We start from the raw sequence: 13787 nt of genomic DNA, 5'->3' as shown, positions 1-13787 counted from the left end.
AAACAAAAGTATTATATCACAATTAGTGTTAAAATTTTTATTTTCACCTAATATTTCACAATTCAACCTTAAGTTCCATTACCCATATTTTCGTTAAAAATGTATTTACTTTCTTTTTTCTGCTTATAAAAGAAAGTAAAATGAATAAGCAAAAGCCATTCAAACCAAAACTATATCGTTCGTACAATTATTTTTAGAGGCTACCAATAAAAAATAAAAAGAGTGACAGGGCACTCTTTCTGTTAATAGATTAATAGGTTATCTTTTCTCTTTGCGTTTTTACATTAGACGATCCTATCATCTCTTTTATGATCATCACTTTTAATATCTTAAAAGACAAAAGGAAAGTTCATACTTATGAATGCTCATATCCATTCGGATTTGCCCGTTGCCATCTCCATGAATCCCGACACATTTCATCAATTCCTTTTTCAGCTTTCCACCCGAGTTGAGTTTTCGCTTTTTCTGGATCAGCATAGCATACCGCTACGTCCCCAGGTCTTTTTTCAACAATTTGGTAAGGAATATGCCTATCAGAGGCTTTCTCAAAAGCTTTAACCATTTCCAGAACACTATAGCCTTTTCCAGTACCAAGATTATATTCCTCTACCCCATTACCATGAATTGTTTTTTCTAGTGCTTTCAAATGACCTTTTGCGAGGTCAACGACATGTATGTAATCACGAACGCCCGTCCCATCAACTGTTGGATAGCCCTCTCCAAAAATAAGCAAACTCTCTAGTTTACCAACAGCCACTTGAGTAATAAATGGCATTAAATTGTTTGGAACTCCATTGGGGGCTTCCCCGATTCTGCCACTTTCGTGTGCACCAATTGGGTTAAAATATCGAAGCAATGCTATACTCCAACTTTCATCGGCAATATGCAAATCGCGAAGAATTTCTTCAATCATCAGCTTCGTCCGTCCGTATGGGTTCGTGGCACTAAGTGGAAAGTCTTCTGCAATCGGCATGCGTTCAGGCATACCATATACGGTCGCGGAAGAGCTAAACACAAGATTTTTCACTTCATACCTTTTCATCATTTCACAAAGCATTAGCGTTCCAGTAATATTATTATGATAATAATGCAATGGGATTGATACAGATTCTCCCACTGCTTTTAGGCCAGCAAAATGAATAACAGCCTCAATTTTGTTTTCGAAAAATACCTTTTCAAGCCCCTTTTGATCAAGTAAGTCTGTCTCGTAAAATTTAAAATCCCTACTTGTAATCTCGTTAACACGTATTAACGCTTCTGGTTTACTGTTAGAAAAATTATCAACGACAATAATTTCATAGCCCGCATTCAATAGCTCTACACATGTGTGACTTCCAATATAACCAGCACCACCAGTAACTAATATAGCCATGGACAAGTACCTTCCCTATTTTTATTTTATTGATATTTCACTCATTCTTTCAAATTGGGGATTATGCTTTAGCCCCAAATTTCACACTTATTTTAATCCTATTAAATTACCAATTCGTTATACTGAATCTTCAAAAACAGGAATAATGACCCACTTTATAATAACAATAAAAGATAAAACATGCAGTATTTTCTAATGAAAAAATCCTTTGAAGTCCTAATAGCCCTAATCCATCTCTTCTATTAAAATTTCAGGAGGAGTGAGATTGAGATATGGAGATTCATCAGTTACCAAGCCAGTCCTAATATAAGGGTAAGCTTTTTCTCTGGTTTGGGGAGTAGTGTGATAGGGGACGGAAAAATGGGGACTTCGACGAGTAAACTAGAAAAGTTGACGGGTAAATCCTGATTTTTGACAGCTAGGGTTGGTAACTGAATGCCAATTAATTGAGTATTGGACAAGGAATAAGAGATTGTCGCTAAAAATTATGAGGATAACGGAAATTATCGCACTGAAAAGATTAAACAACTAATATTCCTGACGCCTTGCTCTCCCTTCAAATCCTACATAATTCTTGACCACTTTCAAGTACCATAGTATAAAAAAGCTGCTTATTAAATTCTATAATTACACTAGCATGTATTAACTTTTTTAGTATATCATCCGCTGTTTGAGTTGTATATTGGTAAATTCACAACCAATATTAGACAAAAAAATACCGCATTGACGTTTCCTTCATCCATGCGTTTTACTCTGGTAATTTAAAACTTAACGTTCGGCAACATTATCAGTAGTTTCAGAGACTATTAGTCTTCAAAAGAGGACGATGAAACTAATTGTAAAAATGCAAAAGAGGAAGAACCCCCAAAAAGAAATGATGTATTCCTTTGTCGGCCGGTCAAATTTCCATTCGATAAAAGTGCCAATAATACGGTAAAGTAAATGAAAATAATATTTTTGTTTTTTCAAAGTCATACCAGGCAGTAACAATAGAGGAAAAGAAAAATACGATGATAAGACCTAGTTCCACTCTTTTATGCAGGTTTTTCACTCTTAGATAAAAGCCTTTTGGTTTGATTATTTTTAATTTTTTGCGTAAGACGAACTCAAAAAGCAAAATAAACAACATCCAAGGAATCAAATACAGTAGTAAACTTTTTAAATCTATGCGTGGTTACCTTCACTTTAATTGAATTTTTTCAAAGTACTTCTTCAATGTTTGAGCTTTTTCCTTCTTTCCAATCCTCCCCCTCCTCTAATAGCGATTTTTTGGGTATAATAAAGGAATATGGATTTTTTTAACGTGTTTACTGTTTTTTCTTTATAAAAAACGGTTTATGATATTGATTTTTCAAAAGGAGTTGCGACTTTGATGGGTCGGCCTCCATATTTACTTTTTTCAAAAAGGGGGTTGTTGCCTTGGAATTGACACCTACTAATCAACTGATAGAAAGCCTGGCAGCTGAGCTTGGCGAGCTTTTGCATCCAAATACGGTCGAAGATGCCAAGCTTGTGCAAAAAGGCTTGATGCTGTATCGGCAAGGAATGGTTACACAATTACATATTGGGGATGATTCGGTCACGGCGACGGTGCAGGACGTGACACCAGCTAAGGTGCGGCTTGACCTCAACTTTTTGTCGGTAAGTGAGTGCTCGTGCCCGACAGATGACCTGTGCCGTCATCAGCTGGCGGTGTTTTTCAGTGCCTATGCCCGATCTGGGGTGGGCAGTGTTGGCGACTGGGTGACGGAATGGCGTGAGCCGATTCGTGAGCAGAAGGCGGTTGCGGGCTGGGGCATGCAGGCAGCAAAGGATTTGATCAAGGCAAACGGGGTGTTGAAGCCGGAATACAGCCGCTGGGTGCACTCGTTTGAGTTGAGTTTTGATACGCTGCTTGCCTCGAAAAAGTACACAAGTCCTTATGTGATTCCTGAGTTGTTCGCGATTTACGAGCGGCGGATTCATGCAAGTGCCCCTGTGAAGCAGGAATGGCGCCTGCTATATGAGTTGGTTGGGATTGTTGTATCTTTCCGAAAGCTGGCTGTTCTGAGTGAGCAGCTCGGCCATAATGAGGATGTTGTCAAACGAGCTTATCTTCATTTGTTCCAAAATATGATGGATGATGCCGAGGAGCTTGTGGGGAAAATTGGGGTGCAGACGACGCCCTTCGCCTTTGATGAGTTTATCGAGAAATTAAAGGACGATGCGTTTGAGTTGTTGACGGCTGCGAACGGGGTCGAGTATGAACGGATTTATTTGTATCGCTTGTTGTGGGTTCATTTTTTCAAAAAAAAGCCTTGGCGTGAGGAAGAATTGGAGAATATCCGGCTCCGTGGTAAGGAGCTCCAGGATTGGGAGAATCCTGTGCCGCTAGCGGTGGCAAGGATTCATTTGAATATCCTGCAGCAGAATGATGAATTGGCTTTGAAAATAATGGCTCAAATTACGGATGACTTATTCACGGCTTATATGGTTTTTTGGATTGATTATCTGAGTCAGCTGAAGGCATGGAAACGGGTTGGACCATTGATTGAGTTATTTTTGCAAAAGGTGAAGGGGTATTTGGAGCATTTGGGTGGCTATCATAGTTGTGCCGCGTTCACAAGGAATGCGCTCCGGGCTGTGACACCATATTGTGTGGAAAATGACCGGGTCGATTTGTTTGAGCGAGCGCTGCTCGTGATGCTTCCATATAGTTTTGCTGATTATGAGTATTTGTTGTTCGAGCGCGGGCAGTATGATCGCTGGGGCGAACTCCAAGCACTGGTGGGCCTCGATTATTACGATTTGCCGAAGGACCGCTTGAAAGTTATCGAGAAGGAGCGGCCCGAGGTACTCCTGGCGATGCTCCACCAAACCGCCCAGCGCGAGATTGACCAGAAGAACCGCGCGAGCTATCGCATGGCCGTCCGGCACTTGAAAAAGCTGCGGACGATCTATAAGAAACAGAAGCGCGTCGACGACTGGCAATACTTTATGGAAACCTTACTTGAGCGAACCAGGAGGCTCCGAGCCTTTCACGAAGAATGCAAGCGGAGCAAGCTGATCGAGGGCTGACACCGGCATTGAAGGTGTCATTTTTAGGAGTTATTTTTGGGAGTTTTTTACGCCAGAGCTTTTGTTTTAATATTTGAAGGTTTTGTTTATTTTTGGAGGGGTTTTTTTATCTAGATATTTTATGGAAAATCAACTGATTTTCCCATAATTACTCTCTCCCCCAGTAAAAGGAGCACAATGCACGATGCTGAAAACAAGGTTTTTGAAATTGCTGACAACTAAATTAGGAAATGGGCGATTTCTTCTTACTGCCCAGGATGAGCGTGATAACTATAAGGATCCCTCTAGATGGAAAAACCTCGTTTTTAGTAGCCATGATGAGAGCTTTTTCGGGACTCTGCTTGAAACGGAAACCGTGGATGGCGTTGAAGGGGTCGCAGTTAGCGGCTGGCAGCTTGTCTCACTTTTTGCCAAAGAATCGTTCAACCGCTTTATCGAATGGGACTGGAATGAGGAATCCGAGATTTGTCTTGCCTCCTCCCTTGCGCTTTATGAAGGGATATTGGAAAAAGACTGGTTGCCTGACTTTTCAGTGTGGGAGCATGGTGATTTCCGCTGGAAGCTGCCGGAGCGGGTTAAGGATGAATTCGACCCGTCCTTTTGGGAACAGGAAATTATGGATTCCGCTCATTCCCTGGATAGAACTAGAGAGCATGAAGCGGCATCACATCAAACAGAAACGACTTTTGATTATATCTCTGACTTATACAACAGTGCCCTCGATGCTTATTTAACGAGGAATTCAGCGATGAAAGAGCTGTTCGGACCGAAGCTTGATTTATTGAAAAAACAAAATATTTCTGGAGGCGATCTGGCCCGTTATTTTGATGAAGAAAGCTGGCTCGAGTGGGTCGGGATTAAGCAAAGCGACACTCCTTTTACCATCGGACTACGGTTAGATGAACCTATCGATGGTGAAGGTGCGTGGACTCTGGATGTTTTTTTACGTGGGAGGAAAAATGTCGAGGAGATATATGATGTTAAGGGTACCGCTAGGATTCCTGCTAAGTGGCGGACATTTTTGGAAAAAGTCGATTGTGAACAGGCTCGCTGGGTTCGTTTGATTCCATGGCTGGGCGAGGATTACAAGGATATCGAGGATACGGCTAGTTTTGCCACCATGCAGGATCGCCTCAAAACGCACCTTAGCGAGGAAGAAGCGTGGAGGTTTTTAACCGAAGCCAGCGAAACGCTGGTCGCGCTCGATGTTGAAATTCTCCTTCCTTCCTGGTGGCAGGCAATGAAAAATGCTAATTTGAAGGTGAAGGCGTCGTTAAAAGGAACGTCAAGCCACCGGCCGTCGTTCGTTGGCCTGCAAGCTATGCTCGATTTTAACTGGCGTTTTTCAATGAACGGTGTCGACCTTTCCGAAGAGGAGTTCGGCAAGCTGGTCGAGGAAAAAAGACGGCTTGTTTATATCCGCGGCCGCTGGGTCAAGTTGGATCCGCAGTTCATCCGCCAAATACAGGATTTGATGAAGCGTGCTGAGAAAGAAGGCCTGCATGTCCGCGATTTGCTTGAGCAGGAGCTGGTGGAGCCTACAGCGGCTGAAGATGAGCTGGAAAACCCTAAAGCATTTGCGAAAATTCAAATTGAAATGAACCGTCAATGGAAGCAAATGGTCAAGCAGCTTTCGGAGGTGCACGAAATTCCTCCAGTGGATGTACCATCAGGATTGAACGGCGAGCTCCGCCCGTACCAGCAGCTTGGCATGAGCTGGCTTTGGTTCTTACGCCAGTACGGGTTTGGCGCCTGCCTTGCCGATGACATGGGCCTCGGCAAAACTGTCCAACTCATCTCCTATTTGTTGAAGGTGAAGGAAATGAGTGGGGATGATTTGGCGATGGATCCTAGCACTCTTGGAAGTCGTGTTGGTAGCGGTAACTCCATGGTGCCTGACACCGCAGACGGTCGAAACGTTGCGGTAGTGCCTGACATCCATAATAACAGCGGCGATACATTGGTGACTGACGAAGGCGGTGGCATCGTGGTGCCTGTCACCACGGCCAAACCCCGAAGCAAAAAGGAAGTTGATGCTGCTTCCACTAAGATTCCAACGAAGGCGGCACTGATCATTTGCCCGACCTCGGTGCTTGGAAACTGGCAGAAGGAGCTGGAGCGCTTCGCTCCAGAGATGCAGGTGTATTTGCATTACGGCTCAAACCGTCTGAAGGAAGATTCTTTTTCCGAAAAGGTAAGAGATGTCGATGTCGTCCTAACTTCCTATGGGTTGAGCCATCTCGACTCAGCCGAATTCGAGTCCATGATTTGGAGCTCTATCGCCATTGATGAGGCGCAAAATATTAAAAACGCGCAGACGAAGCAATCGAAGGCAGTTCGTAGGCTGCGTGGCCGCCACCACATCGCGATGACGGGCACACCGATGGAAAACCGGTTATCCGAGCTGTGGTCGATTTTTGATTTTACCAATCACGGCTATCTTGGCAGCTTAGGACAATTTCAGAAAAAGTTCGTCATCCCAATTGAAAAGGATGATAAGAAGGAAAAAGTTCAGCAGCTACAATCGTTAATTCGGCCATTCTTGCTAAGGCGTACGAAAAAGGATGAAGAGGTCGCCCTCAATCTTCCAGACAAGCTGGAGCAAAAGGAATATTGTCCGCTCACGGCTGAACAGGCGTCATTGTACGAGCAGCTCATCCACGATACATTTGCTGAAATTGAAAAATTATCTGGCTTTGAGCGCAAGGGGTTAATCCTACAAATGCTAAGCCGGTTAAAACAGCTGTGCAACCATCCGGCACTTTATTTAAAAGAAAAGTCGGCGACGCGGCAGCTTCTTGAGCGTTCTAATAAAATGGAGAAGCTTGTCGAGCTGATTGGCGCTGTTTTGGAGCAAGGTGAGAGCTGTCTCATTTTCACACAATATATTGAAATGGGCGAGATGATTCGTGCCACGTTGAAGAAGAAATATGGCGTTGAAGTGCCGTTTTTGAATGGAAGCGTCCCGAAGACCCAGCGGGATACGATGATTGAGCGCTTCCAGAACGGCGAGTTCCCGGTGTTCCTGCTGTCCTTGAAGGCAGGTGGAACTGGGCTGAACCTGACGGCGGCAAATCACGTTATCCACTACGACCGGTGGTGGAATCCTGCTGTTGAAAACCAGGCAACCGACCGGGCCTATCGCATTGGCCAATCGCGTTTCGTTCACGTGCACAAGCTGATTTGCACCGGAACGCTCGAGGAGAAAATCGACGCCATGCTCGAGAAAAAACAACACCTAAACGACCAGATCATCCAAAGCGAAAACTGGATCACCGAACTATCGACAGACGAGCTGAAGGATTTGGTGTACTTGGGTTGATGGTTTCAGTGATGGTGTCAGGCATCGTAATAAAATTAAGGGTTCCAGGGGAAAGCCCCGGAACCCTTTTTTCATTGGTGAAAAGTACTTTGGTTGACCGCTACCGCAAGAGATAATTAAACTGTATTAAAAATCGAAATTATCCGGGTCTGGGCCGACGCGGTGGTTTTGGTTCATTTCATTGATTTTGTCCATATCATCTGCTGTTAGTTCAAAGTCGAATACTTGTGAGTTTTCGATGATACGGTGTTCCTTTGTCGATTTTGGGATGGTAACGACGCCATTTTGCAAGTCCCAACGCAAAATCACTTGTGCCACAGATTTTTTGTATTTTTCGGCTATTCCCACTAGGACCTCATTATCTAGCAACTGCCCTTGCATTAATGGAGACCAGGCTTCGAGCTGGATTCCCTGTTCCCGGCAAAATGCTTGGACTTCTTTTTGCGTTAACCGTGGATGGTATTCCACTTGGTTCACCATTGGTTTGACTTCCGCATCCTTGATTAAGTCTTCGAGATGATGGATTTGGAAGTTACTCACGCCAATCGCTTTTACCCGGCCATCCCTATATAGCTTCTCTAATGCTCTCCAGGCCTCCTTGTACTTTCCAGCAACAGGCCAGTGGATTAGAAATAAGTCTAAATATTCTAAGCCAAGTTTCTTTAAGCTTGTTTCATAGGCGGCAAGGGTTGATTCATATCCGAGCTCGGAATTCCAAACCTTCGATGTTACAAATAAATCTTCCCTAGCGATTCCAGCTTCTTTTATCGCTTGACCGACTCCCTCTTCATTCTCATAAACAGCCGCTGTGTCAATGCTGCGATATCCATGTTTGATTGCTGTTTTCACCGCATTTACCAACTCTGGTCCTTCTGCAACTTTGAACACGCCCAAACCGAACCAAGGCATTTTTACACCGTTATTTAAAGTAATTGTATCCTGTAAGTTGTTAATCATTAGATTTCCTCCTAATAAAAAATATTGTATTTTATTTTTTCTCCTAGCATACTTCCTGGGCAAAATCACTTACTTTTTGATCATTATTCTCTAGAGCTCGGCTCCAACCCGTTAAGATGACAGCGCCAAAGACCATCAGTGCTCCAATCCAAGTGGTGTGGATGAGTCCAATGGAATCGGTGATAATGCCGCCTAAATAGGAGCCTATCGCAATTCCCGCGTTAAAAGCCGCAATGTTGATGGCAGATGCAACATCCACTGCACTGGGCACAAACCTCTCAGCCAGCATCACGACATATACTTGTAAGCCTGGCACATTCATAAAAGCGAGTAATCCCATTAAGATAATCGTTATGAGTCCGACGATTTTAAAGGGTGCCGTGAACATCAAAGCAAAGAGCACGACAGCTTGGACAATAAACATGTAAAATAGTGAGCCTATCGGATTTCGATTCGAAAGCTTACCACCTATCATGTTGCCAATCGCAATCGCCAGACCATAAGCGAGCAAAATAATCGCTACGGTTCTTTCTTTAAAACCAGTTACATCCTGTAATAACGGTGATAAATAGGTGAAAACAACGAATGTCCCTCCATATCCTAACGCTGTGATGATAAAAATAAGTAAGAGACGTCCATTGGTCAGGAGCTTGAACTGGTCACGAAAACTGGACAGAGTTCCTTTTTTCAAAAAAGAAGGAACAAGAATTGCGTTGGCGATCAAGCCGATGATGCCGACTCCTACAATGAGGATGAAGGCGAGACGCCAGCCAAATTGTTGGCCGATAAAGGTTCCAAGCGGCACACCGGTAACGGTGGCGACAGTGAGTCCGGAGAACATGATTGAAATGGCGCTGGCTCGACGATTCACCGGAACGAGTTCGGCGGCGATGGTTGAGCCGATGGACATGAATACGCCGTGTGACAGAGCGGAAATCACCCGTGCAGCCAGAAGGACGCTGATGGTTGTCGCGCTGGCGGCGATGCTATTCCCGATGATAAAAATAATCATGATCCATAGCAGTAATGTCTTGCGTGACATGGTTGATGTCAGGGATGTCACAACGGGAGCGCCGACTGTGACCCCAAGGGCATATAATGAAACCGTCAATCCGGCGGTTGTCAGGGGGATGTTTAAGTCTTGTGCAATTAGCGGCAGTAAGCCGACGCTGATAAATTCCGTTGTTCCTATTGCAAAGGCACTGATGGCTAAGGCCAGCAGGGCGCTTGTGCTTTGTTTTTTATTTAAAGACATGGCAGTTCCTCCTTCATTTGTGTATGATTATTTGCAACTGACAAATGTTATTATCGTATAAACACAAAATAATAAGAAGTACGCACTTTAAAGTGCTATTGTTACCTTTTGGTGCTTTAGGTACTTTTTTGTGCCTATAAATAAGGAGATGTATTGTGATGGAGAAAAAGAAATATAATATATCTGTCGAGGCAACACTCGAGGTAATTGGAGGAAAGTGGAAATGCGTCATTCTTTGCCATCTGACGCACGGGAAAAAACGGACAAGTGATTTGAAGCGACTGATGCCAAATATTACGCAAAAAATGCTGACGCAGCAATTGCGTGAGCTTGAAGCAGATGGAGTCATTAACCGCATCATCTATAATCAAATACCGCCAAAAGTGGAATATGAGCTAAGCGAATACGGCCGGAGTCTGGAAGGAATTCTTAATTCTCTTTGTGTCTGGGGCGACAAACACATCACCAAGGTTTACGGTGACAAATTCTCCGTCCTTGAGGAAAGCATACTAAACGATAATCTGAAATAAATGGTGCAAATGATGTTAATAGTGTTATTGGTGTCAGGCACCATCCATACGAATAGAAAAATGGTTCCGCTTAAAACTGCGGAACCATTTTTTTGGATATGTTTCTATTAAATTAATCAGTGGGAAAGTTCTTTTTCCCATCTCCTTGATCCTCATCCTCGGCAATGACCTCATGTTCCTGGTGAAAAACAATCGGGGTCTGCCCCGTAATTTCATCAAACGGAGTGTAAAAAGGCGTAATATTTTTCTTTTTGATAAACAGTTTGTAAAAGCCGATTAACGTTATAACAAAAATCACCATTGGAATTCCGACCGCAGCCATGTTTAATAAATCCATACCGTCAACTCCAGCTCTTCAATTTTTCGAAACCACTTTGTGCTTTTCGAATCGTTGTGATGTGATGTAGACATTGACTTTCTTTTTCAATATTTTATCACATATCTATTGGCTGGCGTCCTCCCCTGCAAAGAAAAGAGATCCAACAGCTTTTTCAACTGTTGGATCTCTTTTTATGTCAGGCTTTATGTTACCACGATCTATCTATTTGGCGTTGACCGATAATGGCATTTTCATAGTCATCTTAGTGGACTGCTAATTCAAAATAACAATTTTCACAGTCTTTCTGCCCCAGGTTAATGCTTGCGATTTTGTTGGCAATAGCACGTCGATGATATGTCCCTTGATGGCTCCGCCGGTATCACCAGCAACGGCCACACCATATCCTTCTACCCAAACTTTACTTCCAAGTGGAATAACTCTTGGGTCGACGGCAATCAATTTCATATTCGGGTTGGCTTTAATATCATAGCCGGCCGCTGTAATATGATAGGAATCTTGAGGTGTGTAAGCGGTGGCAGTAACATACATTTCCTTGCCTTTTATTGCTACGCCCGCATTGTTTTGTGATGAACTGGAAGACGAACCTGAGGCTGCTCGTGCCTGTGCCTCCGCTTGTTCTCTAGCCATTTTCGCTTGGATATCTTTCATTTGCGACTCAAGGCCTGCTTTTTCCTGTTCTGCAAGTGCCGCCTGCTGCGCGATTTGATTGTATTTATCCTGCATAACGGTTAACGTTTGCTGCCTTTTTTGCAGGTTTTGATCGAGGTCCGCCTGCTGTTTAGCAAGCTCCTTTTGTTGTTCCTCTAAAAATTGCTCCTGCTTATCAATCTCTTTTTTATCCTTTTCAATCTTTTGCAGGTCTTCCTTCTGTGAGGTTAAAATATCTTTGTCTGCATCCATCAATTCCGATGCAGCACTGGCGCGTTGGATGAACTCTGAGATACTATCAGACTCAAAGAATAGGTTAATGATGAGATTAATATTATCATTTTGCTGCATAGCTACGGCACGCTGCTTCATAATCCCTTTACGTCCAAGGATTTTGTCCTCAAGCACAACAATCTCTTCTTTTTTCTTCTCGATGAGTTGGTTCGTTGCGTCTATTTTCTCCTGAGTTGCTGCCATTGCTTCTTTGTTCTTTGTAATAAAAGAATATAATGATTCAAGTTCTTTTTGTATATTTTCTATTTCTTTATTTACAGCCTGCTTTTCTTGATTCTTTTGCTCTACGATTCTTTGTTTTTCGTCAAGCACCTGCTTGGCGTTATGTAGGGCTTCCTTACTTGTTTGTGCATATGTAACCGCAGTTCCTGATACACATAACAGGATTGTAAGTAACACGAGAATTATACGCTTTAATGACGTTTGCATACTCTTTCTCCTTTCCTTATTACTATATTTATATCAGAACAATATGCCAGTTATGTTACAAAAATATTAAAAGCGTATCACAAATTGTCTTATTACAGAAGAAATTATTAATTCTGTGTCATATTAGTGTCAGTTCTATCGGTTATTTGAATGGGTCTAACGTTGGATAAAAAGGTGGGGAAATCCATATATATTTCTAAAGGGTTCCATTTTGAGGTAATTATTCTAATCCATTTTTGTCAAAATAGGAATTATTTTGAAATAGTATTTTGTATTAGAAAAGCAAAAAAACTCATCATTTAGTGATTGAAATGGGATTGAAAGAAGGAAACGACCTACAATCAGGAGTATTTGAGGGTATTGGTAACCATAACGGAAAGTACCTCAATTTCTTATAGAAATATTCTTTGTTGGGTTACCTTAATTTGATCAATCAAATAGAAAAATTAATATCTTATCTAATCAATGGAATTAGGAAGATTTAGAAAAAAATTATTTGCGAAAACAACTTATATTAAAAACCCTAAACGCTTTAAGAATACTTGGCCCTAAATATAAGAAGCCGCTGACACAATGGTCAGCGGCCTCTTTACAAAAAAAACAGGGGGGTTTTTCAATCAGTTTATCCCATTGTATGGATTTTATACATACTTTCGAAAATCCAAATAAGTTTCTGCCATTAGGCAGACCAAATAAAAAATCCGGCAAGTTTCTGCCGGAAAAATGGGGATGCTGGCGGAGAAATGTTTGATTTTCTTTAACAACTGGTACCGGTTGCGGGGAAAATTTTTCAAAAAACTCGCCGGCAAGCTAATCATGAGGCAGAACTGTGGCGTATTTTGTAGGATGAATTGCTTGTTCACGATAGAGTGTATTTAGTCGAATAGAACCGCTTTTTCACGATATTGTATATTTTGTCAAATGAACATTTTTTCATTATGGCGTTTTTTTAGATTAAATGTGAGGATCTGTGTGGGTGTTTCGAGTAAATTCTGATGAGGCCTCTTTCCCTTAGTTCAAACTGCTGCTCCTTTATGAGCCATTCCAGCTGACTGACGCGTTTTTGTAGGCTGTCGACATTATGGTTAGCTTTTCCAACCATTTTAATTAAGCTCTCTAAAAGCTGCTCCAAGTTTCTAGCATCGTCATCATGATTATCCAATTGGCACTTCCTCCTGCTTTTGCTCAGGAACGACGCCCTGTGGCTTGGCGCCTAAGAAACGGACCGTTTCCGCGACCACCTCTGTCACGTACACCCTTTTGCCCTCTTTATTATCGTAATTCCGCGTTTGCAGCCGGCCCGTTATCCCGACGACTGAACCCTTGCGGCAATATTGGCACGTATTTTCCGCGGCCTTGCGCCAAAGTGTACACTGAACGAAATCGGCGTTTATATTCCTCTTTTTTGGTCTAAATATAAATAAATGTAGATTAGGTGAAAAAAAGGTGGATTTATCAACATTTAGAAGGAAAACTTTTCTCACAATAATCATTTTTATGTGTAAAAATAATGTTGGTATATAAAATGATGTTAAGTGTATAAATCTTGTATAAAAATGACCCCTTTAAGACCCTATCTAGAC

The 13787-nt window shown here is 42.4% G+C and carries 10 protein-coding genes and 1 pseudogene; 3 read left to right on the top strand and 8 right to left on the bottom strand.

Translation table 11 applies throughout. From position 1 onward, the window contains the following. Positions 1-355: 355 nt before the first annotated feature. Positions 356-1372, bottom strand: coding sequence for a UDP-glucose 4-epimerase GalE (gene galE, locus RTR43_RS06445; protein WP_312470511.1), 1017 nt, complete (start codon positions 1370-1372; stop codon positions 356-358). Between the two features lie 898 nt (positions 1373-2270). Continuing rightward, positions 2271-2501, bottom strand: coding sequence for a DUF4181 domain-containing protein (locus tag RTR43_RS25625; RefSeq protein WP_396954541.1), 231 nt, complete (start codon positions 2499-2501; stop codon positions 2271-2273). Positions 2502-2791: 290 nt separating this feature from the next. Between RTR43_RS25625 and RTR43_RS06440 the strand changes: the two genes are divergently transcribed. Together RTR43_RS06440 and RTR43_RS06435 are read left to right on the top strand one after the other, a co-directional pair. Further along, positions 2792-4429, top strand: coding sequence for an SWIM zinc finger family protein (locus tag RTR43_RS06440; protein WP_312470509.1), 1638 nt, complete (start codon positions 2792-2794; stop codon positions 4427-4429). 184 nt (positions 4430-4613) lie between these two features. Beyond that, positions 4614-7751, top strand: a complete 3138-nt coding sequence (locus tag RTR43_RS06435) for a DEAD/DEAH box helicase (protein ID WP_312470507.1) — start codon at positions 4614-4616, stop codon at positions 7749-7751. A gap of 126 nt (positions 7752-7877) precedes the next feature. Here RTR43_RS06435 and RTR43_RS06430 read toward each other — a convergent pair whose 3' ends face one another. Beyond that, entirely contained in the window at positions 7878-8708 is an 831-nt protein-coding gene (locus RTR43_RS06430; RefSeq protein WP_312470506.1) for an aldo/keto reductase, read from the bottom strand. A gap of 43 nt (positions 8709-8751) precedes the next feature. Continuing rightward, positions 8752-9963 carry an MFS transporter gene (locus tag RTR43_RS06425; protein WP_312470505.1) on the bottom strand — a complete coding sequence of 404 codons (1212 nt, stop codon included), beginning with the start codon at positions 9961-9963 and terminating at the stop codon, positions 8752-8754. A gap of 158 nt (positions 9964-10121) precedes the next feature. On the opposite strand from RTR43_RS06425, the gene RTR43_RS06420 reads away from it, so the two are divergent. Continuing rightward, a complete protein-coding gene (locus RTR43_RS06420; protein WP_248734236.1) occupies positions 10122-10493 on the top strand; it encodes a winged helix-turn-helix transcriptional regulator in 372 nt (123 codons plus the stop codon). Between the two features lie 112 nt (positions 10494-10605). Here the strand turns inward: RTR43_RS06420 and RTR43_RS06415 are convergent, their stop codons facing one another. The 4 genes and pseudogenes from RTR43_RS06415 to ssb all read right to left on the bottom strand — a co-directional run. Next, a complete protein-coding gene (locus RTR43_RS06415) occupies positions 10606-10830 on the bottom strand; it encodes a DUF3951 domain-containing protein (RefSeq protein WP_312470504.1) in 225 nt (74 codons plus the stop codon). A gap of 255 nt (positions 10831-11085) precedes the next feature. Then, entirely contained in the window at positions 11086-12204 is a 1119-nt protein-coding gene (locus RTR43_RS06410; RefSeq protein WP_312470503.1) for a 3D domain-containing protein, read from the bottom strand. A gap of 949 nt (positions 12205-13153) precedes the next feature. Beyond that, on the bottom strand, positions 13154-13366 hold the full coding sequence (locus RTR43_RS06405) for a hypothetical protein (protein WP_312470495.1): 213 nt from the start codon (positions 13364-13366) through the stop codon (positions 13154-13156). Beyond that, positions 13359-13598 (bottom strand): annotated as a pseudogene (gene ssb / locus RTR43_RS06400) (single-stranded DNA-binding protein); the annotation flags it as partial. The pseudogene ssb and the gene RTR43_RS06405, both read right to left, overlap by 8 nt. Between the last annotated feature and the right edge of the window lie 189 nt (positions 13599-13787).

The sequence above is a fragment of the Neobacillus sp. genome (genome assembly GCF_031988165.1).
In the GTDB taxonomy this organism is placed as follows: Bacteria; Bacillota; Bacilli; order Bacillales; family Cytobacillaceae; genus Neobacillus; species Neobacillus rhizosphaerae.
The sequence above is the reverse complement of the archived record's forward strand: the minus strand, read 5'-3'. Positions and strand labels throughout refer to the sequence as shown.